A 22,500-nucleotide genomic window follows, 5' to 3' on the forward strand; every position below is an offset into this window, starting at 1 on the left:
AAGAGACTTGAAGGGAACTGCTCCTAGTACGAGAGGACCGGAGTGGACGAACCAATGGTGTACCAGTTATTCCGCCAGGAGTAGAGCTGGGTAGCTACGTTCGGAAAGGATAAACGCTGAAAGCATCTAAGCGTGAAACCAGCCTTAAGATGAGGTCTGTCATTCGAAAGAAGTAAGGCCCCTTGCAGATTACAAGGTAGATAGGCCAGATGTGGAAGTGGAGTAATCCATGCAGCTGACTGGTACTAATAGGCCGAGGACTTGACTTAAACAAGCGAGCCAAAAGTTTGTGAGCGATAGCGAGCAGAAACTTTTGTGCGAGACGTTTATACAGCGTGAAAACCTCGTTTGCATGTAGTGCAAACATTGTAGATCCTAATGCGCAGTCTTTCTTCTGTGAAGTTTTGAAGGAACAACCTTCAAAAAGGACATATCGAAAGTCGTAAATCGACAATCGAATGTCGAATACATTCCTTGATAGCTCAGTTGGTAGAGCAATCGGCTGTTAACCGATTTGTCGTAGGTTCGAGTCCTACTCGAGGAGCCATATTATTAAGTATAAGGCTCAGACGTTTCAGAGTATTCCATATGCTAGGCGGAAGGAGGACGTACCCGGAGTCGTACTGGGAAGTACGTCGGAGGGTACGCCCGGACTGACAACAACGCAGATGGGATGCTATGAAACGTCGTAGCTCGGCTGTTAACCGATTTGTCGTTAGTTCGAGTCCTACTCGAGGAGCCATATAAATGCCAAACGAGGCAACTCGCTTGGCATTTATAATCTAATTAAAATGACCTACTAGCTCAGTCGGTAGAGCACCTGACTTTTAATCAGGGTGTCCCGCGTTCGAGCCGCGGGTGGGTCACCATAAGCAGCGAACCAAGTTCTCACGAGCCGATAGGCGAAATGAGAACTTGAGTGAGTCGCTTACTTCCGAGCGGTAGTGAGGAAGAGTATTCCTAGTTAGAATTGTTCATGGCCCGTTGGTCAAGCGGTCAAGACACCGCCCTTTCACGGCGATAACGGGGGTTCGATTCCCCCACGGGTCACCATTTTCGACATTCGATAAAAAATCGAATACGCGGCCCTGTGGTGTAGCGGTCTAACATGCCGCCCTGTCACGGCGGAGATCGACGGTTCAAATCCGTTCAGGGTCGCCATAAAAAAATCCAGTCGTCTTTAGAAATGGGAAATTGCGGTACTGCATTGACTGCGGTATTGAGGAAAGTCCAGGCTGCCACGACCTGTGATGGTCGTAATGTTCGTGCCCATCGCAAGATGGGGCAGAGCTAGGCTCTGACGACGATGAAATCGACTCACGTAGCCGAAAGTAGTCATAAAGTGCACAGAGAATGAGTAGGTTGGCGACAACCTGGTGAAAAGTGGTAAACTCCACGAGGCAGAAACCCAAATTTGGTAGGGGAGCTTCCCGTAAGGAATAAGAACCGAAGGGGAGAGCGTACTTTTGTGCGTTAGATAAATGATTTCCTAAAACAGAAACTGGCTTACGGTTTCTAAAGAAGGCTGTTTTAAATATATGAGACTCCGTAGCTCAGCTGGATAGAGCGTTTGACTACGAATCAAAAGGTCGCAGGTTCGAATCCTACCGGGGTCGCCATTCAACTTATTCACGAAGTGGAAGTTCTTCACTTCGCTTAGAACTAAGCGACTCACGTATGTTCTCGTGTCGCCTCGCGGCTCGCGACAACATGGTTCGCTGCTTATGCGCTGGCGTAGCTCAATTGGTAGAGCAGCTGACTTGTAATCAGCAGGTTGGGGGTTCAATTCCTCTCGCCAGCTCCATCTGGAGGGATTCCCGAGTGGCTAAAGGGAGCAGACTGTAAATCTGCCGTCTTTGACTTCGGTGGTTCGAATCCACCTCCCTCCACCAAATACGGCGGCGTAGCTCAGTTGGCTAGAGCATTCGGTTCATACCCGAAGTGTCCGGGGTTCAAATCCCTGCGCCGCCACCAACTATATATGCGGGTGTAGCTCAATGGTAGAGCACTAGCCTTCCAAGCTAGCTATGAGGGTTCGATTCCCTTCACCCGCTCCAAAAAGCACCCATCATTTACTGAAAAAGTAAGTGATGGGTGCTTTTGTATAGTGGCAGTATGTTTCTCTGTAATAAGCTTTAACGACTGTTTATCTTCAATTACGACATTAATTTTGAAATAATTTGACATAATATTACAAATATGATAGAATTAGTACTGTGGTATTCTGGTATACCAGAATACCTATAAGGATGAGCAATAAATTTATTTAATTATTCCCGTAAGGAAGATTGTAAGATATTGTGTAGTTTCAAAAAAATGGCATTCCGGAATACCGATAAAGTACTAACTAAATAACAACATATGAAGGAGGCAAATTTCATGATTGATGCGATTAATGTTAAAAAGACGGCCGAAAAAAATTTCAGGGACGGGTATAGTTGTGTAAAGGCTATAGTGAGGACTTTTAGGCATGGTCCTTGAACTGCTCATTACTAAAAAGTATTGAAAATAATAGGAAAACTATAAGGTGAGTGTTCTTATAGTTTCCAGATGGAAATTATAACTTCCCTGGATTGAACAACTCAACTATACCCCTAAAGGGCACAGCAGCTTCTGCTGGCGTCCTGAGGGACTTGGCACAAGCCAAGTCTTATCTTATCCAGATGGAAAGTAAACTTTCCCTGGATTGAACGACTAAGGCTTCTGCTGGCGTCCTAAAGGACTTGGCACAAGCCAAGTCTTATCTTACAAAAAGGGACAGGTGAAATTGTGAAACGTAAATTAATGACGCTATTAGTTTTAATCGGTATCGTTCCACTATGTTTTTTATCAGTGTTCGCTTATTGGCAAATTAGCACTACGATGCAGGACGAGTATCAACGTGCCGGAATTTCTAAAGTTGGCAGCCTGCAGGTGGAAGTGAATTCTTTGCTCCAGAAGAATATGTACGGGCTAAAAGCCATTGCTAATTCTGGTAGCGCAAAAAGTATGGAGATTGTTTCCGGCAAAGAGGTGCTGGTTAATGCAGCGAAAGTATATGCTGATATTTCCCCCATCGCATTCGTTAACGGGCAGGGAATGCATATCGTAAGAAATGATAATAATCGTTTGCCAGATGTGTCAAAGCGCCCTTATTTTAAGCAAGTCATGCAAGGTTCAGATGATGTTGTTTCTGACGTTCTAATTGGACAAACCAACGGACACCCGATGGTGATTTTGGCGACGCCAATAAAAAATGAATCAGGTGCGGTAATCGGAGCTGTCCAAGGATCATTGGATTTGACTACTTTAAGCGGCTTTATTGCGGAGCGTTCAAAAGATGGGGATACGGCATACATTGTGGATCGGGAAGGGAAAATCCTTGCTCATCCTGATGGAGCGGTTGTAGATGAACGAAAAGATGTAACTCAGCTTAACTATATACAACAGGCATTAAGCGGTCAGGAAGGGAGCATGAATATCACAGGCAGCAATGGCGAAAAGCGTATGGTAAGTTATGCGCGGGATCCTTATACCGGCTGGGGAATTTGTATTGAACAATCCTATGACAGATATACAGCCCAAGTACGTAAGCTGGCAATAACGGATATTATAATACTAATCGTGACGATTAGTATTGTGGTTGCCATCGGATATTTCTTCGCAAAAAGAACGATAAAGCCAATTTTAAGTTTAGTAGCGGCTACGAATGAAGTGAAAAATGGTAATCTTGTTGTAACGGTTGATAAAAACTCAAACGATGAAATGGGATTGTTGGCGGAAAACTTTAGTGCCATGGTTAAGAGCTTGCGGGTATTGGTTCAAAAAGTATCTGTTTCCTCTGAGGAGGTTACCGCATCCAGTCAACAGTTAACAGCGACTTCAGAACAGTCGGCACAAGCAGCAAACGATATAGCAGGTGCTGTTACTAATATTGCGGAAGAAACTACGAAACAACGTGATATTGTAAATGAGATGAATATCCTAGTCCAGCGGATGTCTGAGGATATAAACGATGCGGCTTCTAATGTGCGACAAGCAGCCGAAGCTGCAGAACAATCGACAGAGACTGCAGCACAAGGCGAAAAGCAAATTGATTTGGCTGTAAATCAAATGGAGAGCATTGAGAAGACTGTTGCTTGTTCCGCTACTGCGGTCGCTGAATTAGGACGGCATTCCCATGCAATTGGCGAAATTGTTAGTACTATCACGTCGTTGGCAAACCAGACAAATCTTTTAGCGTTAAATGCGGCAATTGAGGCTGCACGAGCTGGTGAAGCAGGCAGAGGATTTGCAGTAGTGGCGGAGGAAGTACGGAAATTAGCTGAGCAATCGGGTGAGGCGGCAAAACAAGTCGGTGAAATCATTTCAACAATCCAGATTGAAACAAGTAAAGCTGTCAAGACCATGGAGTCCGGTTCCAGCGAGGTTCAGAGCGGTGTATTGGTCGTAAAAACTACAGGGGAAGCTTTCCATAACATTGTTGCTTTTGTAAAGAAAGTATCAGAGCAAGTAACTCGAAGCAGCCAGCTTTTGGAAGGTATCGCTGCCAGCAGTAATAAACTTATGGAAGCAAATCAAAAAGTTGAAGGTGTAACAAAGACGACTGCAGCTCAAAGCGAAACAATTTCTGCTTCTACTCAGCAACAGTCGGCGTCGGTGGAAGAAATTGCTGCCTCCAGTCAGAAACTTGCCCGAATGGCCGAGGAGCTATCTGTGCTTGTGAATCATTTTAGCTATAAATAGAGACCTTCATTAAATAGAAAGGATAGATCAAGAGCTAGTTAAGGTGTCTGGCGACATCATAACTGGTTCTTTCTTTTTTTAGGTGATTTAGTGTTTTTGTTTAGGCGATAATAGTACTGCTTGATAGAAGCATTTCCTTGTTTGCAGTGGTAGTTTTCGGCGATAGTTTACAAGATGACATAATAAGATAAATTTATAAAGTAAAAAATAGTTTGACAAATAGATATTGCTGGAATATAATTAATTTATAAATTGGAATGCCGGAATACCGAATCGCTCAAAAAAAGGACTGTTATTATGTTACTTATTCCACAGGAAGAACAAGAATTGAAATTAAGTGACAAAAACTCGGAAGTGCTTTATAGTCAAATTGTAGAACGTATCCGCATGTGGATCATGAAAGGCTATATTAAAGAAGGGGAAGTACTTCCGTCGGAAAGGGAACTGGCGCAATTATTTAATGTGAGCCGGATGCCTGTAAGTCAAGCGATTAAAATATTAGAATTTTTAGGTGTTGTTAAGTATATCCGAGGCAAAGGGGTATGTGTACAACAAATCGATATCAAACATTTATTGAATAATATCGGATTTTTAGTACTGGATCCGCAGTCTGGATTGAAAGATCTACTGGAAGCCCGCGAAGGGATTGAAATTCAGGCGGTTCGACTTGCCACGCAGCGTCGGACAAAAGAAGATCTGGATATGATGGAAGACGCTCTGCTAGAGATGGAAAGAAATATTACTATGAAAAAAGATGTGGGTAATGCATCTATACGTTTTCACTCAGCAATAATCGTTGCTTCGGGCAACGATGTTATTGTCAAAATCAATGAATTTTTGATGGCACTGTTGCTATTTTCCCGCCAAAAATCTCTTAGGGAAATCACCGAACAAGATATTGCGTTGCGTCAACACAAACGGATTTATCAAGCGATAAAAGAACAAGATGTTGATGAGGCTGTGGGTGTGATGTTAGAGCATTTGCGTGAATTGAAAATATGATAGATCTCTTCTTGAGACTATTATAATGGAATGCCAGCATGCCACTACAATGCATTATTAAAGTAAAATAATCAAGGTGGATGTATGTGATGCTAAAGCACGTGCGTGAATGGAAGATATGATAGATATCTTCCATGAGATTATTATATTGGCATGCCAGAATGCCAATGTGATATACCTCAATCGTAATTGATTGAAAACCAATGTGTGGTAGAACTGAGGAGGAAATTGTAAGAATGAACTATGGGGCAAACCGTGTTACAAATGACGCAGACTTGATTGACAAAATGAAGAAGTATAGGTTGTGGATTTTTCTCGTGATCTCCGCTACATATTTGGTTTCCTATTTTCATAGGGCAGCACCAGCGGTGGTAGGCCCGGAAATCATGAAAGAATTTTCCCTGGCACCATCGGCATTGGGTTTTATCGGATCTATGTATTTCTGGGCATATGCCGCAACTGCTTTGCCAGCGGGGTTATTGGCTGATTCTTGGGGATCTCGCAAGACAATAACGGCGTTTGTCTTTCTTGCAGGTATTGGAGGATTTGTTTTTTCCTTGGCAACCGATGTGGTGAGTATGGCCTGGGGACGATTCATAATAGGATTTGGTGTTGGTGTCGTATATGTGGCAGCTATGAGGATTCTGGCAGATTGGTACAAGCCTGACGAACTAGCCACATATTCTGGTGTGTTGTTAGCTGTCGGAAATATTGGAGCCCTTATATCTACTACTCCTTTGGTTTTTCTTATGGGCAGTATCGGATGGCGAAATTCTTTTAGTCTGGTAGCTGTATTGACGATGGTTGCTAGTGTGATCGCCTATAGAGTGATCAGGGATAAACCTAACGAAATGGGTTTCCCATCTTTCAAAGAAATGTCTAGAACGGTGACGCAGGATGCTAATGAAAAAACTTCTTTGAGTGAAGCGATAAAAGTGGTGTTTTGCAATCGTAAATTTTATTTACTTGGACTATTGCTTTTCTCCTTTTATGGCACTTTCATGGGTGTCGGTTCATTATGGGCAGGACCGTATTTGCAGAACATTTATGGAATATCCAAACAGCTAACAGGCAACATTCTCATGATGTTTCCTCTGGGTATGGTTTTAGGTTGCCCGCTATCGGGCTATGTATCGGACAAGATTTTGAAATCCCGCAAGAAGGTTTTGTTGTGGGGGTGTATTCTTCACACTTTATGCTATATTCCATTGCTGTTTTTGACAGATAGTCTGTCCATTGTAATATTATATGCATTGTTTTTCTGGTATGGGGTTTCTGGAGGGACTTTTGTTTCTTGTTTCGTTTGCGCCCAAGAAATTTATGAGCCGCGATTTGCTGGGACTGCTGTAGGAGCATTGAATATCTTTCTCTTTTCTGGCGGTGCATTTTACCAATATGTTATGGGAATGGTCATTAATTCTTATGCGCCTCTTGCACCGGGAGTATATCCATTGGCAGCATATCAAGCAGCATTTACTATCCCAGCTTGTGGGTTACTATTAGGTATTATTGCTTTCGTCTTTTTCAAAGAAAATCGTGACAAATAAGATGGTTTAATAGGATTAGCTTTCAGAAAATGGTAAGTAGTCGTCAATAGTAAGAGGACGGTTAACAGAAAATCTTAAATCGTATGGGTATGAATTCATAGTCTGGGAATAGGGCATTATTTTAACTCACTCGTAACTGTAGTCGCGAATGAGTTAAAGCCTTGATCCATAAAGCCTCTCGAATGTTCGAGAGAGTATATTTAATAAGAGGGGGATATACTTGTGAAAATCGTTAGCGTTGATGTAATGCAGGTCCCAAGTGGAAATTCTGGTGCGTCAAGAGGAAACTGGTGTCCGATTATTGTACGTGTTAATACAGATGAGGGCATCAGCGGTTTCGGCGAGGTTGGCCTTGCATACGGTAAGGGGTGGCGAGCTGGATTTGGCATGGTGCAGGATTTTGCTGAAGTCATTATCGGAGAAGATCCCTTAAATATCGAAAAAATATGGGAAAAAATATTTAGAAAAACATTCTGGGGTATGGGCGGTGGAACTGTTGTCAACGCCGGTATCAGTGGTATTGATATTGCATTATGGGATATTAAGGGAAAGGCATTTAATCTTCCGGTTTGGCAACTTTTAGGCGGAAAAACAAACGATAATCTCCGCACATATGCTAGTCAACTGCAATATAATTGGGGTCCAAACATTGTCAAAGAAGCACTCATCGAGCCAGAGGAATATGCAGAAGTTACTAGAGTTGCCATGGCAGAAGGCTATGACGCTATCAAGGTTGATCCGATTATCTTAAGCAACCAGCCGGATGGCAAAGGGCCATGGAAGATTACAGGACCTTTGGAAAAAAAGGTACTTAAGACAGTATATGATCGAGTTGCGGCGATGCGTAAAGCCGGTGGCGATGATCTGGATATTATTATTGAGCACCATTCGAACACCGATACAGTATCAGCGATTCAAATTGGTAAAGCTCTTGAAGATCTGCGGATATTCTATTATGAAGAGCCATGCCATCCGTTGAATCCAAAATCAATGCTGGAAGTTAAAAACAATGTTGATATCCCTATCGCTTCTGGCGAAAGAATATATACAAGGTTTGGTTACAGAGAGTTCTTAGAAAATAGATCTATTCATGTTATTCAGCCGGATATTTGTCTTTGTGGCGGTCTTACTGAAGCAAAGAAAATTTGTGATATGGCATATACGTATGATTGCGCTGTTCAGATTCATGTTTGTGGAAGTCCTATTTCCAAGGCTGCGGCGCTTCAAATTGAAGCAGTCATTCCTAACTTCCTCATCCATGAGCATCATCAGAGAGCCCTAAATCCTGAAAGCCGGGCAACATGCCTATACGATTATCAGCCTGTCAATGGTAAATACAAAGTGCCTGATCTACCCGGGATCGGTCAAGAATTGACACCTGAAGCGATTGCTAAGTCCACAATTGTTACTATATCTGCAGGTAAAACTTACGGTTGAGATAGATGAGTCGCGAACTTTGAATGAGCATAGCCTACACTAGCTGCTATGCTGTCGTTTACGCCTAATAGTGTGAATGTTTTGGAAAACGCACTATGATTTTCAGACGGTCCCCTTGTATAATTTCAAATTTTGTTTTTTCTAGGCATGAGTAGCTCATTGTTTAGGTTTTCCGCTTATTTTGGTTCCCAACCAACTGAATTTTAGCGTTTCCTGACAATGGGCTATTGTTGCAGTAGTATCGTATGGATTTTAATATGCTTTCTAAACGGAACGGAAGAGCATATTTATTTAAAATTTAACCATCAATGCTGGGGTTCCATTCAACGAAAATACTTTTTAGGAGGCCATAAAATGAAAATTACAAGTGTGGATATCATTGATGTAGCTAACGAGTTTTCTTCAGCTACCAGCAAATGGCGTCCGGTTGTCGTTAAAATCAATACGGATGAAGGAGTAAGCGGTTTTGGCGAAGTCGGCTTAGCCTATGGTGTTGGTGCATCAGCAGGATTTGGCATGGCCAAGGATTTGGCAAAAATTATCATTGGAATGGATCCAATGAAGAACGAAGCCATTTGGGATAAGATGCAGAAGAAAACATTTTGGGGTCAAGGTGGTGGTACTGTAGTTACCGCTGGCATGAGTGGTATTGACATTGCGTTGTGGGATATCAAAGGGAAAATGCTCAATACACCAGTTTATCAACTATTAGGAGGAAAAACGCGAGATAAAATCAGGGCTTATGCTAGTCAACTCCAGTTTGGTTGGGGAAAGGGAACCGATAAAGCTATGCTCGTGGAACCCCAACAATATGCCGAAGCAGCTCTGGCTGCGGTTGATGAGGGATATGATTCAATCAAGCTTGATGTACTTGCCATGGATGATAAAGCTAATTGGAACCAGCGTAATCTCAATGGTGTTCTTTCTAATCGGACGTTACAGTTAGGTTATAATAGGCTCAAAGCAGTAAGAGAAGCGGTTGGACTCGATGTGGATATCATTGTTGAAATGCATGCCTTTACGGATACTACTGCAGCTATTCAATTTGGAAAAATGATTGAAGAGCTAGGTGTCTATTATTATGAAGAGCCAGTGATGCCTTTAAATCCTAAGCAAATGAAAAAGGTAGCAGATAATGTTAATATTCCTATTGCAGCAGGAGAAAGAATTTATACGCGATGGGGTTACAGGCCTTTTTTTGAAGATGGATCGATTGATGTCATTCAGCCTGACATTTGTACTTGCGGGGGGTTAACAGAAGTCAAAAAAATTTGTGACATGGCTCATACATATGATGTTACTGTGCAAATTCACGTTTGCGGGGGGCCCATTTCTACCGCGGTGGCGCTGCAAATGGAGGCGGCTATTCCCAATTTCATGATTCACGAATTGCATAGGTATGCTTTGCTGGAAGCGAATACAACAAGCTGTAAATATAATTATGTGCCTAAAGATGGAATGTATGATGTACCTGATCTTCCTGGCATTGGTCAAGAATTGACAGAAGATACAATTAAAGCATCAATTGTAGAGAGTGTGAAATAGCAAACGCATATTTCTCGTTTAATCAATTTTGACAGTACTATCTACCAGATAGTTTACGCCATTAGATTTGAAGTAGAACTTATTTAAAAATCAAGTAAAAACGGGGAAGGATGTTGATAGACAAATGAATATGGAAAATCGCAATATTGGTGCTCAAATTGATACCCAATTAAAGCCCACCAAGCAGCGTTGGCTAGTGGCAGCCGTTTTATTCATCGCAGTTTTTTTCTCCTATCTTGACCGGGTAAATGTTTCGGTTCTAGTGGTTGACCCAGCCTTTTTGACTGCAATGGGCATCTCTGGGGCAGTGGCAAAAGGGATGCTGATGACGTCATTTCTAATTGCCTATGGTGTCGGCAATATCATACTTAGCCCCTTAGGCGATGTCTTTGGTCCTCGTAAGGCTATGGCCGTCTGTATTGTTATTTGGATCATTTCGATGATTATTGGGGGATTGGCACCGACATATGCGATAATCACCATCTCACGGGTATTGCTGGGATTAGGCGAGGCTATGCACTTTCCGATGCAGAGCAAATTTGTAAAGCAATGGTTTCCGACACAAGAACGGGGAAAAGCTAATGCTGTGTGGCAGACAGGCATGGCTGTAGCACCGGCCATAGCCATGCCGTTTTTTACCTGGATTATTCATGTTTCCGGCTGGCGCATGAGCTTCTTTGTCCTTGCTGGGCTGAGTCTTATTCCATTATTAATGGTCTGGTGGTTTACGGCTGATGGGCCACGCCAAAGTAAACGCGTGAACCAGCTGGAAAGGGAGTACATTGAAGCAGGTCAAGTGCAGGAATTGGCCGCCGAGGGAGAGAAACAGAAGGACGAGGAAAAGCAAGGCATTGTTGCCGCCTTCAAATCATTCGCTGACAATCGTAACTTTTGGTTTTTGACTTTTTTCTATATGATGCATGTTTCGATCTACTTCGGTACCCTGACCTGGCTGCCAAGCTATTTGAAAGAGGCCAGAGGATTCTCGTGGGCGGCTATGGGAATTTTGTCGTCACTGCCTTTTATCCTAGCGGTCGGGACAAAAATTTTGTCCGGATATCTTGCCGATAAACTGCCTCGCAGATCATTGATCCTGATCTTTGAAATGGTCGGAGTTGGAGTGGGGGTGCTTTTTGCGGCACAAGTCTCTGATAATAATATAGCAGCAGCGTTTATGGTTCTGGGGATAGGGGCTGTTGGACTGGGAGGTCCTGCGTCCTGGACGGTGATGCAAAGCGTTGTTCCCGGCAAAGGGGTTGCCTCTGCAGCTGGTTTAATGAATGGACTATCGAATGGAGTTTCGGCATTGGCGCCTGTGGCGATTGGAGGATTGATCGCTTTGACTGGCACCTATGCAGGCGGACTGTATTATATTGTCGGCTGTAGTGTTGTGGGTTGTATTATGGCAACCATACTGTATGTAAAGAAAATATAACATTTTTCCGGTAGTAGCGTCGTTGTTCGGTGTGACACTTCGCTAGTATAGACGGATTACTGAACTGCGGGAGATGTAGTTAATTTGCTAGCCAAATTAGCTGCATTTTTCGCATTGTGATGCGAAGACGTTATATATGGGGGGAGAAGATTTGACCGACGACAATAAAAAACATCGGATACTTTGGATACTTTGCCTTTGTCAAATTGGCGCAATGCTGATTTGGTATAATTTTGCAGCTGTAATTCCTATACTTCGTACGGAATGGTCGATATCCAACGATCAGGCAGGTGCGCTGCTATCAGTCTTCCAATTAGGTTATGTCATAGCTGTAATATTTACCGGCTGGCTTACAGACACATATGGCGGTCGTTTGATTTTTGCCCTCAGTGCGATCGAAACAGGACTAGCTGGACTTGGATTTATATTTTTTGCCGATAATTACCAATCGGCACTTCTGTGGCGGACTTTAGCCGGATTGGGCCAAGGCGGGCTCTATATACCAGGGATACACATCCTTAGCACATGGTATCCGGGACAGGAGAGAGGGCGAATTATCGGCATTTTCACTTGTTCTACCGTATTTGCTTATGCAGGTGCCTACTATCTCGCTTCCGCCTTAGCGGTAGCATATTCATGGCAAATTGGGATGTTCTGGACAACGATTTGGGCTTTTCCGGCAGCAGTAGCAGTATTCTTTCTAGTAACCGAAAAGCAGACACCCGCTATTGCTGCACCATTAGTTAAGGCAGAAAAAAAATCTTCTCTCACACTATCTAGTAAAGCTTTTTGGTTAATTATAGTAGGTTATGTAGGTCATATGTGGGAATTGTATGCTTTCTGGGGTTGGCTTGGTGCTTACGTGACTTACGCTTTCACGCTTCATGGCTATGAAACTTCTGTTGCTATAGGTTACGGCGGGGGAATCGCAGCTGCCTGTACTGCAATGGGAGGCATTTCTCCTGGACTGGGCGGCTGGGTGTCAGACCGATATGGTCGTTGTCTTTCCGCCACAACACTTATGATCATAAGCGGCTGCTGTGCTTTGATTTTCGGGTGGCTAGCTGAGTTTTCTTTGTGGTTGTTGATCCTAGTGGGTCTGATCTATGGGTTCTTTATTGTAGCCGACTCGGCTATATACAAGGCTGGGCTTACTGAGTTAGTTCCAGCCCATGCTATGGGTTCAGCCTTAGGGTTGCAGTCGGTACTCGGTTTTGGCATTACTGTAATTACGCCCCGCTTATTTGGATTGATCGTAGATAATTACAGCTGGGGATGGGCGTTTTCTTTCCTGGCTATTGGCCCTTTTTTAGGCGTTATTTGTATGCTGTTGCTACGCAACCATCCGGAATCACGGCAAATGGCTAATGGGAAGAGGTAATAATATCGTAGAAGACTGTAACATTTTCGGAGGTGGTTTGCCATGTCAACAGTGGTTAGTTTACTATCTGAGGACAGGTTTAATTCTGCAAATCCCGTTATTCCCCAAGAGTTGAACATCTTTTTTCCTAATCAACTTTCTGATTTTGATATTATAAATGCCTGCGAAGGAGCAGATTGTCTCTTTTCAGTTGGATCAGCAGCGATGATCAACTCTTTTATACTGCAAAAGATTCCAAATATTAAAATTGTCCAATGCATGGGAGTGGGATTTGACCATGTTGATATTCCCGCAAGTATACGTGCGGGGATACCTGTGGCTAACGTACCGGGCTCTAATGCAACTTCAGTTGCTGAATACGTTATTGGATCACTTATTGCAATACAGCGAAGGCTAGTGGAGGCCGATAGTGAAATTAAGGCAGGAAATTATCTTTCGTTTAGAAACAATATACTGCGAGCGGGGATACAAGAGGTTAGGGGGAGTAAGATTGGCCTCATCGGGTTTGGTAATATTGGGAGGCAAGTTGCTAAAATTGCCTCAGTACTGGGTGCATCAGTCAGTTACTGTGCTTCACATAGACAACCTCCTGATGTAGAACTCCAGTATTCAATTGAGTACAAAACATTTGATTCATTACTAGAGACAAGTGATATCATAAGCTTGCATATTCCGTTGAATGATAAGACGAGAGGCTTGATTGGGGCAAGAGAACTAGCACTGATGCCGCAAGGAAGCATCCTTATCAATACCGCACGGGGTGAAATAGTGGACCAAAGAGCACTTGCTGAAGCACTGGAAAAAGGTCATCTTGCAGGAGCATCTATAGATACCTTTACCCCTGAGCCGCCAGGTCACGATCATCCATTGCTTACTCTTTCAACAAACGCTAAAAAGCGTTTAATACTAAATCCGCATACGTCTGGCGTAACAGTTGGGGCATATAAGCGAATGATTGAAAGTGCTTTGGAAAACATGGCCCGAGTAATGCGTGGCGAAGTACCAAATAATATTGTAAATGGGATATTTAAAAGGGAAAACGATTACTATAATTAATCGATGGAAAGGCTATGGGTATTTTTATAGACTACCCATAACTTTTCAAGGTATCCTAAACAACTGGAGGAATAGAATTTGGATAACAGACTAGCCAACTTTCCAGTTGGGTTATTTACCAGCATAATGGGTTTGTGCGGATTGTCACTAGCTTATCAACGCTTTGAACAAGTCTTCGGTTTGTGTTTCGGAATAAGCGTAAACCTCCTTATTATCTCGTATGCAGTGTTTGCGATGATCAGTGCCGTTTATTTTTTGAAATTAATAAAATACACGCAACAGGTAGTAGATGAATTTAAGCATCCGGTTAAAGTTTGCTTTTTTCCAGCGATATCTATTAGTATGCTACTTTTAAGCGCTGGCACGATCGATAAGTTATATAACGTGGCTCAATATTTATGGATAGCAGGTTCCGCGTTACAGCTTGTTTTTACAACGATCATTCTGTCCAGGTGGATGAATCATAGTAATGAAATTGTTCATTTGAATCCGGCATGGTTTATCCCGGTAGTTGGCACTATAGTAGTACCGATAGCCGGAGTGGACATTGCACATCGTGAATTCGCGTGGTTCTTTTTTAGCATAGGCCTATTTTTTTGGTTAATGTTGTTTTCCGTAATATTTTACCGAATTATTTTCGAAAGGCAGCTTCCACCCCAGTTAATGCCTACCTTGTTTATATTAGTTGCGCCACCGTCATTGGGGTTTATTTCCTATACAAAAATGACCGGAGAAATGGATAGCTTTGCACGAGTACTTTTATATATAGCTCTTTTTATTGTTATTTTACTGCTCTCAATGGCAAAAAAATTTACTGAAATTAATTTTTTTATATCCTGGTGGGCATATACTTTCCCAATGTGCGCTGTAACGATTGCTACTACATTAGCTTTTAAATTTACGGGAGTGCCATTTTTTTTCTGGCTAGCAGCTATGCTATTGATGGTGACTACTATAATCGTTGTAATAGTAGTGATAAAAACGCTTAACGCCTTTTGGCGTAATGCAATTTGCGTCCCGGACTGAATAAGCGGAAATATAAAAGAAGACTAGTAATATCTTAATCAGCGAGAAATATGGAAAGACCTTTCTTTTATAATGTGAGTTTTCAAATTAATTAATATTTGGAGGTATTTTTATGTCAGAATTAAAAAAAACATCCACAGCAGATTGGCGCTATCTGGAGCAGATTCCATGGGAAGATCATTTAACTGCCCCCGGGGTAAAAATTAAACCTTATATTTCTCAAAAAGAGCATTATCTAGATGTTACTTGTATGTTAGTCAAGGTGGCACCCGGGATGGAAGTACCAGAACATATTCATCCGCAACAAGATGACATTCTTTTCCCACTATCTGGCAAAGCTAATATGTGGATTGATGGTGTTGGCGATTTCCTATTAATCCCTGGCGTGGCAGTTAGAGTGCCCAAAGGAGTACGACACAAAATTTATGACGTTAGAGAAGAATTGCTTATTCATGACGTGTTTTTTCCGGCACTGATTTAATATGGGGGACAGAAACCAGCACCTACCTACAAGGGTCTTTAACACGTTGTATACAGTTAAGCACTAAAGAAATAAAAATAAAATCCATCTTACTTAAATTTAGGGAGGTTTTATCAATGGCTCAGTTAGGTGAAGTATTTGTTTGTAAATTATGTGGAAATGAAGTTACCGTAACGAAAGCCGGGGGGAATCCTTCAATCCATTGTTGCGGACAGGAAATGACGAAAAAATCCAAATGAATACAAACAAGAACCACTCTTTTCGAGTGGTTTTTGCTTTGTATTGAACTTGGAGCAGCTATTTCTCAATAAACCATGTATCCTCAGCCAAAATAAAGAGTGATGAGGGTGATTGCAGCTGTCAATAAAAGTCATTTCTAAGATATAATATAATCATACATGGTTTGGAGGATAATAGCGGAGTGGATATTCAACTATTTCAAACATTTCTACTAGTAGCTAAACTGAGTAACATAACGCAAGCTGCTGAGCAGTTGAATTTTACGCAACCAGCAGTTACTGCTCAGATCCGAACGCTAGAGGATCATTATGGGGTTTTACTATTTGAACGTATTGGCAAGAAACTTTATATTACAGAAGTAGGGCGTGAACTGACTATACATGCAGAAAAGTTGTTGTCCGCTTACTATGACATTAATACTGCAATGCAACGTTTTTCTGACTTTAATAGTCCCATAAAGGTAGGAGCATCGACTACAGTAGCTAGCTATATCCTTTCACCAATATTATTGGATTTTCAAAATCGTGGAATAGGTGGCTCAGTGATTGTAGATATTTGTACAAATCTTCCTATAACAATAAAAGGACTTATGGACAATACTTTCGATATAGGCATTGTACATAATAAAATTAACAGTAGTCAAATAATACAATTCGACCTATCAAATGAGAAATTGGTTTGGGTAGCTAAGCGTGATTTAGTTGCCGCAAATAACAATTCACAAGACATAAGCCATTACCCTTTTATTAATTTTCGCCCAGGTTGTGTGTACCGAACCAAGTTTGAAGAAGTGATAAAAGAAAAGGATGTTCATTCTATTATCGAATATAGCGACGCTGAGGCCATTAAACGGGCGGTGCTGGATGGAGTGGGTGCAAGTATATTGCCCTACGTACTAGTAGAAGCTTTTTTAACGGATGGTACACTGGTCGAATTTACTAGTGCGCCACAGCTCAAGTTCGTTATGTCTGTTGCTTTTCATAAAAGTAAAGTGTTAACACCAGCCATGAGGGCGCTCCTGTTGGTCTTCGCAGAACACGCCAATATCCAAAGCGGACTCACAGAATATCTTGGCGCCAAATCATAAAAGTTTTTTATAATGATAATAACCATTTGCAATTTCTATTGATCCTAGGATGCGCTTTATAATGCTAGTAGGCCCATGAGGACTATTGCGGCGTATCGAAGGAGGAATTTAGGATGGAAATGCTTATATTTTTTATGGTTGCCATTCTTTTATCAAAATATGAAGATATCACTTAATTTTATGAGAATATTGGTTATTGTAAAAACGGGATTGTATGAAGGTATAAATGTGATTTGGCATTTAGCAAAAGTTGTCATCCCCGCAATTATTGTCGTATCTATTTTGCAGACGACAACTTTATTGCATATCATTGGTCAGTCAGTTGCTCCAATCATGCAGTTGGTTGGTTTACCTGGTAACGCTGCTATCGCATTTGTCATTGGTATCCTTACTAGTATTTACGGGGGTATTGGGGCCATGCTAACGTTGAATTTATCAACAGGTGAATTGACCATCTTAAGTACCATGATTGCTATCTGCCATGGTGCCTTTATGGAAACAGCAGTGGTGATTGAAACCGGGGCCAGTGGCACATTGGTATTCGGATTACGTTTTGTCGGTGCTTTTTTGGCCGCATGGCTTATTCATGTATTAGGGATATAGGAAGGGGAGCTAAGACAAATGGAACTTTTAGAAATCTTATATCAAGGGCTGAGTGTTGGTCTCATAAGTGTGGGGAAATTGGCTCTTATCATTTTGCCGCTCATGGTTATGGTTGAGTTTGTAAAACAGTATGGGTGGTTGGAAATCATTTCGAAGCGATCACAATGGTTTACTGGTTTCTTTAATCTGCCTGGAACTGCCGCTTTGCCCGCCTTCGCTGGTCTCTTTATTGGAATAGTTTCCGGCAGTGGCGTTATTCGCCAAGTAGCTAAGAAAGAAAATTATTCTCGCGCTACTCTTAACGTTCTCTTTGTAATGGTTGGAATATGCCACTCCTTATTTGAAGAAACGGCTCTCTTCGTAGGTGTCGATGTGAACATCTTGGTAGTAGCAGGGGCTCGCCTCATAACCGCTCTACTATTTGCATATTGCCTTGGTTGGATTTTAGAACGACAATGTGCGAGAATTACCACAGAAAAAAATACAGATGGATCAACCTTTTAATCTGCTTGAACATTTCTTATTAACAAACAGTATTTATGGGAGGGCCGGATATGATATCGATAAAAAGCATTCAGTTATCAGATTTGGAGCAGTATGCAGCGTTATGTGATGAGCTTTTTGGTTCTAAAACAAATAGGGTTCAACTAGAAAAAATGATTAAGAAAATTACCAATAATCCGGACTATATTCTAGTTGGAGTACAAGATGATAACAAACGATTACTAGGCTCTGTAATGGGTATTACGTGCATGGATACAGTAGGTGAATGTCGGCCATTCATGGTACTTGAAAATCTTATTGTAAGTGAGAAAAGTCGAAGACATGGGGTGGGAAAGAAGCTAGTCAGTTATATTGAAAAAAATGCTCGCGAACGAAATTGTTACTTTGTTATGTTTATGTCTCTCGTTACGAGAACAGAAGCTCATATGTTTTACGAATCTGTCGGGTATTCTAAGAATATTGCGCAAGGATTTAAAAAATATTTGTAAGATATAGCCTACTATTTGTTTGTTTTTTATGCAAATGCGGAGGGGTATTTCAAGGGAATTTATATCCCACGAGCAAAAACTACTTGTATTTTTACGCTGGTATAGTATAATGATAATATTGCAAATGAGGTCCAACGAAATTTCCATTTGTCCTTCTCAAACTGTATTTACGTAAGGGAAGTCCTAGTGAGTGTTCGCTTGAATCCAAAATTTGTTAATACATTTGAGGAGGCTATATATTATTATGGCAGAAGACAAAACTTTATCTTGCCGCGATTGCGGTGCGGAATTCATTTTCTCGGCATCAGAACAAGATTTTTATGCAGAGAAAGGCTTCACTAACGAACCTGGCCGTTGCCCTGACTGCAGAGCAGCTCGTAAACAACAAAATGGTGGTCGTAATGGTGGGTACCAACAACGCGAAATGTTTGATGTAACTTGCGCATCTTGTGGCGTACAAACCCAAGTTCCTTTCCGCCCAAGTAGCGATCGTCCTGTATATTGCAGAGACTGTTTCCAAAACAACAGAGGCTAAGATAAATTAAATGCTCCAGTCAAATGACTGGAGCATTTTTTAGTTAGTAGGCTTATTAAAGATCTAGTGCAGCCACTCGACCGCTATTCACTAAAATACAATAAATTATATTTGACATAATAGGATTAACGTGATAATCTATAAAAGTCGCTGTGAGCGGCGGAAATAACTGATACGAACATTGTATTGACATAACGAAAAAACAATGTTATGATATGTTTCCGCCACAAAACAAACGGCGTAAGCGGTTCCGGTCAAAGTACCGTACATGGTACGTCCGTGACACTAGCACAACGTTCCCTGAAAACTGAACAATGTAAGTAATGCATCATAAAAGCCAGATGTGCGATGTATGTCGCTTGCGACATACAACACAAAAACAATTTCTTACTATGATTTATAGAGCCAACAAATGGCTTCATATAATGTAGTCACTCTGTGACTTTGAACTTGTGCCTGGTGCGTCTGTTAATGTAGTTTGTCTACTTTAAATAAGATAGCTAATGGTATTTAAGTTTGTAAGCTCATAGACGGCAAACTTTATTGGAGAGTTTGATCCTGGCTCAGGACGAACGCTGGCGGCGTGCCTAACACATGCAAGTCGAACGGAGTATCCAGCAATGGATGCTTAGTGGCGAACGGGTGAGTAACGCGTAGACAACCTGCCTCTAAATTGGGGACAACACCGCGAAAGTGGTGCTAATACCGAATGTGGTATCTTGATCGCATGATCGAGATAAGAAAGGTGGCCTCTATTTATAAGCTACCGATTAGAGATGGGTCTGCGTCTGATTAGCTAGTTGGTGAGGTAATGGCTCACCAAGGCAACGATCAGTAGCCGGTCTGAGAGGATGAACGGCCACACTGGGACTGAGACACGGCCCAGACTCCTACGGGAGGCAGCAGTGGGGAATCTTCCGCAATGGACGAAAGTCTGACGGAGCAACGCCGCGTGAGTGAAGAAGGTCTTCGGATTGTAAAGCTCTGTCGTTTGGGACGAACGTGGGATGTGTGAATAATGCATTCTAATGACGGTACCAAAGGAGGAAGCCACGGCTAACTACGTGCCAGCAGCCGCGGTAATACGTAGGTGGCAAGCGTTGTCCGGAATTATTGGGCGTAAAGGGCGTGTAGGTGGATTTTTAAGTCGTGTGTCTAAGTGCGGGGCTCAACCCCGTATAGGCGCAGGAAACTGGGAATCTTGAGTGCAGGAGAGGAAAGTGGAATTCCCAGTGTAGCGGTGAAATGCGTAGATATTGGGAGGAACACCAGTGGCGAAGGCGACTTTCTGGACTGTGTCTGACACTGAGGCGCGAAAGCTAGGGGAGCGAACGGGATTAGATACCCCGGTAGTCCTAGCCGTAAACGATGGGTACTAGGTGTAGAGGGTATCGACCCCCTCTGTGCCGCAAGCTAACGCAATAAGTACCCCGCCTGGGGAGTACGGCCGCAAGGTTGAAACTCAAAGGAATTGACGGGGGCCCGCACAAGCGGTGGAGTATGTGGTTTAATTCGACGCAACGCGAAGAACCTTACCAGGGCTTGACATTGAGTGAAAGACTAAGAGATTAGTTCCTATCTTCGGATACACGAAAACAGGTGGTGCATGGCTGTCGTCAGCTCGTGTCGTGAGATGTTGGGTTAAGTCCCGCAACGAGCGCAACCCTTATCCTTTGTTGCCAGCACGTAAAGGTGGGAACTCAAGGGAGACTGCCGTCGACAAGACGGAGGAAGGCGGGGATGACGTCAAGTCATCATGCCCCTTATGTCCTGGGCTACACACGTACTACAATGGGCTTAAACAAAGCGAAGCAAGACCGCGAGGTCAAGCAAAACGCATAAACAAGCTCTCAGTTCGGATCGGAGGCTGCAACTCGCCTCCGTGAAGTCGGAATCGCTAGTAATCGCAGGTCAGCATACTGCGGTGAATACGTTCCCGGGCCTTGTACACACCGCCCGTCACACCACGAAAGTTGACAACACCCGAAGCCGGTGGGGTAACCAGCAATGGAACTAGCCGTCTAAGGTGGGGCCGATGATTGGGGTGAAGTCGTAACAAGGTAGCCGTATCGGAAGGTGCGGCTGGATCACCTCCTTTCTAGGGAGAACCGTTCAGCGTAACAACTGAACTAACTTCTAGGTCGGTACATCTTGGCAGATGAACACTCTTACATTGTTTAGTTTTGAGGGAATGCAAGTTACCAAAACTTACTTGTTGAAATACACAAGTGACTATGGTAACATAGATATTCCTGAAAACAAAATATCCAGTGACGATAGCTGTGGGGTTCCATCTGTTCCCATACCGAACACAGTAATTAAGCCCACAAACGCCGAAGGTACTTGGTTGGAAACGGCCTGGGAGATTAGGAAGTTGCTGGTTCGTCTCGACAGTCGACGTTAGACATACGACCTTCGATAAATTATCGAAAGTCTAAAATCGTACATCGAAAATCGAGCAAGTGTTCCTTGAAAACTGCACAGAAGAAAGCAAAGTAAAATTACCTCTCATATGCAAATATGTAGAAGTAACTTAACGAAGCGCAATTAGGATTCTAAAAAAGTCCTTGCATTAGCGAAAGCAAAGTGTAAGGCAGGCGAAACTGGCTAGAAGGTGTCAGCTGCGAGGCGGACCGGAAGACGTTGCCGCGCCGCGTACTAGCGTACGCAAGCAAAACGTCTGAGGACCAACGAAGCAGATGGCGGCTTATAGACAGTTGCAGCACTAAGTCAAGTTAGTAAGGGCATACGGCGGATGCCTAGGCGCCAAGAGCCGACGAAGGACGGGGTAAGCTCCGATATGCCAGGAAGAGCTGCAAGCAAGCTTTGACTCCTGGATTTCCGAATGGGGGAACCCGGCGGTGGTAATGCACCGTCACCTAACGTAAGTTAGGAGGGCACCCGGGGAACTGAAACATCTAAGTACCCGGAGGAAAAGTAATCAATTGAGATTCCCTAAGTAGCGGCGAGCGAACGGGGAAGAGCCCAAACCAGAGAGCTTTGCTCTTTGGGGTTGAGGACTGATATAAATCAAGCTAGATCTAGTCGAACTACCTGGAAAGGTAGGCCACAGAAGGTAACAGCCCTGTAAGCGAAAGATCGAGCTTGAGGATCAGAATCCAGAGTACCACGGGACACGAGGAACCCTGTGGGAAGCAGGGGGGACCACCCTCCAAGGCAAAATACTCCTTGGCGACCGATAGCGCATAGTACCGTGAGGGAAAGGTGAAAAGCACCCCGGGAGGGGAGTGAAAGAGAACCTGAAACCGTATGTCTACAAGCAGTCGAAGACCCTTATGTGGTCGACGGCGTGCCTATTGAAGAATGAACCGGCGAGTTACAGTAACTAGCGAGGTTAAGTGGAAAACATGGAGCCGAAGCGAAAGCGAGTCTAAATAGGGCGATAGT

At 42.9% G+C, this 22,500-nt stretch carries 16 protein-coding genes, 9 tRNA genes, 4 rRNA genes and 1 other RNA gene (2 of these 30 only partly in view); all 30 read left to right on the plus strand.

Annotation, left to right across the window (positions count from 1 at the left end):
* A 23S ribosomal RNA gene (locus ACZ449_RS25825) occupies positions 1-269 on the plus strand (it extends 2,646 nt beyond the left edge of the window).
* 202 nt (positions 270-471) lie between these two features.
* A tRNA-Asn gene (locus tag ACZ449_RS25830) sits at positions 472-547 on the plus strand.
* 246 nt (positions 548-793) lie between these two features.
* Positions 794-869, plus strand: a tRNA-Lys gene (locus tag ACZ449_RS25835).
* 109 nt (positions 870-978) lie between these two features.
* Positions 979-1,053 (plus strand) — tRNA-Glu (locus ACZ449_RS25840).
* 31 nt (positions 1,054-1,084) lie between these two features.
* Positions 1,085-1,161, plus strand: a tRNA-Asp gene (locus ACZ449_RS25845).
* 21 nt (positions 1,162-1,182) lie between these two features.
* Positions 1,183-1,514: RNase P RNA component class B (gene rnpB / locus ACZ449_RS25850), an RNA gene on the plus strand.
* Positions 1,515-1,542: 28 nt separating this feature from the next.
* Positions 1,543-1,619: transfer RNA gene (locus ACZ449_RS25855), tRNA-Arg, on the plus strand.
* Positions 1,620-1,728: 109 nt separating this feature from the next.
* A tRNA-Thr gene (locus ACZ449_RS25860) sits at positions 1,729-1,804 on the plus strand.
* 3 nt (positions 1,805-1,807) lie between these two features.
* Positions 1,808-1,892, plus strand: a tRNA-Tyr gene (locus ACZ449_RS25865).
* A 5-nt stretch (positions 1,893-1,897) separates the two neighbouring features.
* Positions 1,898-1,974: transfer RNA gene (locus tag ACZ449_RS25870), tRNA-Met, on the plus strand.
* Between the two features lie 9 nt (positions 1,975-1,983).
* Positions 1,984-2,057: transfer RNA gene (locus ACZ449_RS25875), tRNA-Gly, on the plus strand.
* 712 nt (positions 2,058-2,769) lie between these two features.
* Positions 2,770-4,725, plus strand: a complete 1,956-nt coding sequence (locus ACZ449_RS25880) for a methyl-accepting chemotaxis protein (protein WP_464258893.1) — start codon at positions 2,770-2,772, stop codon at positions 4,723-4,725.
* Between the two features lie 297 nt (positions 4,726-5,022).
* Positions 5,023-5,727 (plus strand): FadR/GntR family transcriptional regulator, encoded by a 705-nt coding sequence (locus tag ACZ449_RS25885; RefSeq protein ID WP_464258894.1) that lies wholly within the window; start codon positions 5,023-5,025, stop codon positions 5,725-5,727.
* 236 nt (positions 5,728-5,963) lie between these two features.
* On the plus strand, positions 5,964-7,274 hold the full coding sequence (locus ACZ449_RS25890) for an MFS transporter (protein ID WP_464258895.1): 1,311 nt from the start codon (positions 5,964-5,966) through the stop codon (positions 7,272-7,274).
* Between the two features lie 222 nt (positions 7,275-7,496).
* Complete coding sequence (locus ACZ449_RS25895) at positions 7,497-8,711, plus strand: mandelate racemase/muconate lactonizing enzyme family protein (RefSeq protein WP_464258896.1); 1,215 nt, start codon at positions 7,497-7,499, stop codon at positions 8,709-8,711.
* Positions 8,712-9,065: 354 nt separating this feature from the next.
* Complete coding sequence (locus tag ACZ449_RS25900; protein WP_464258897.1) at positions 9,066-10,256, plus strand: mandelate racemase/muconate lactonizing enzyme family protein; 1,191 nt, start codon at positions 9,066-9,068, stop codon at positions 10,254-10,256.
* A 124-nt stretch (positions 10,257-10,380) separates the two neighbouring features.
* A complete protein-coding gene (locus tag ACZ449_RS25905) occupies positions 10,381-11,691 on the plus strand; it encodes an MFS transporter (protein WP_464258898.1) in 1,311 nt (436 codons plus the stop codon).
* A 151-nt stretch (positions 11,692-11,842) separates the two neighbouring features.
* On the plus strand, positions 11,843-13,072 hold the full coding sequence (locus tag ACZ449_RS25910) for an MFS transporter (RefSeq protein ID WP_464258899.1): 1,230 nt from the start codon (positions 11,843-11,845) through the stop codon (positions 13,070-13,072).
* Between the two features lie 42 nt (positions 13,073-13,114).
* Positions 13,115-14,128 carry a 2-hydroxyacid dehydrogenase gene (locus tag ACZ449_RS25915; RefSeq protein WP_464258900.1) on the plus strand — a complete coding sequence of 338 codons (1,014 nt, stop codon included), beginning with the start codon at positions 13,115-13,117 and terminating at the stop codon, positions 14,126-14,128.
* Positions 14,129-14,206: 78 nt separating this feature from the next.
* A complete protein-coding gene (locus ACZ449_RS25920) occupies positions 14,207-15,154 on the plus strand; it encodes an SLAC1 anion channel family protein (RefSeq protein ID WP_464258901.1) in 948 nt (315 codons plus the stop codon).
* Between the two features lie 112 nt (positions 15,155-15,266).
* Positions 15,267-15,635, plus strand: coding sequence for a cupin domain-containing protein (locus ACZ449_RS25925; protein WP_464258902.1), 369 nt, complete (start codon positions 15,267-15,269; stop codon positions 15,633-15,635).
* A gap of 116 nt (positions 15,636-15,751) precedes the next feature.
* Positions 15,752-15,874, plus strand: a complete 123-nt coding sequence (locus ACZ449_RS25930; RefSeq protein WP_094605475.1) for a desulforedoxin — start codon at positions 15,752-15,754, stop codon at positions 15,872-15,874.
* A 182-nt stretch (positions 15,875-16,056) separates the two neighbouring features.
* Complete coding sequence (locus ACZ449_RS25935; protein ID WP_464258903.1) at positions 16,057-16,962, plus strand: LysR family transcriptional regulator; 906 nt, start codon at positions 16,057-16,059, stop codon at positions 16,960-16,962.
* 228 nt (positions 16,963-17,190) lie between these two features.
* Entirely contained in the window at positions 17,191-17,565 is a 375-nt protein-coding gene (locus tag ACZ449_RS25940; protein WP_464258904.1) for a nucleoside recognition domain-containing protein, read from the plus strand.
* An 18-nt stretch (positions 17,566-17,583) separates the two neighbouring features.
* Positions 17,584-18,069, plus strand: a complete 486-nt coding sequence (locus tag ACZ449_RS25945; protein ID WP_464258905.1) for a nucleoside recognition domain-containing protein — start codon at positions 17,584-17,586, stop codon at positions 18,067-18,069.
* A 50-nt stretch (positions 18,070-18,119) separates the two neighbouring features.
* Complete coding sequence (locus tag ACZ449_RS25950) at positions 18,120-18,557, plus strand: GNAT family N-acetyltransferase (RefSeq protein WP_464258906.1); 438 nt, start codon at positions 18,120-18,122, stop codon at positions 18,555-18,557.
* Between the two features lie 244 nt (positions 18,558-18,801).
* The gene (locus ACZ449_RS25955; RefSeq protein WP_464258907.1) at positions 18,802-19,092 is read left to right on the plus strand and encodes a zinc-ribbon domain containing protein; all 291 of its coding nucleotides are present in this window, start codon (positions 18,802-18,804) and stop codon (positions 19,090-19,092) included.
* A gap of 540 nt (positions 19,093-19,632) precedes the next feature.
* A 16S ribosomal RNA gene (locus tag ACZ449_RS25960) occupies positions 19,633-21,190 on the plus strand.
* Positions 21,191-21,358: 168 nt separating this feature from the next.
* Positions 21,359-21,475: ribosomal RNA gene (rrf, locus tag ACZ449_RS25965) — 5S ribosomal RNA — on the plus strand.
* A gap of 345 nt (positions 21,476-21,820) precedes the next feature.
* Positions 21,821-22,500, plus strand: a 23S ribosomal RNA gene (locus tag ACZ449_RS25970) (it continues 2,237 nt past the right edge of the window).
* Together the 16S, 23S and 5S rRNA genes form the textbook arrangement of a ribosomal RNA operon.

Source organism: Desulfosporomusa polytropa, from assembly GCF_055380075.1.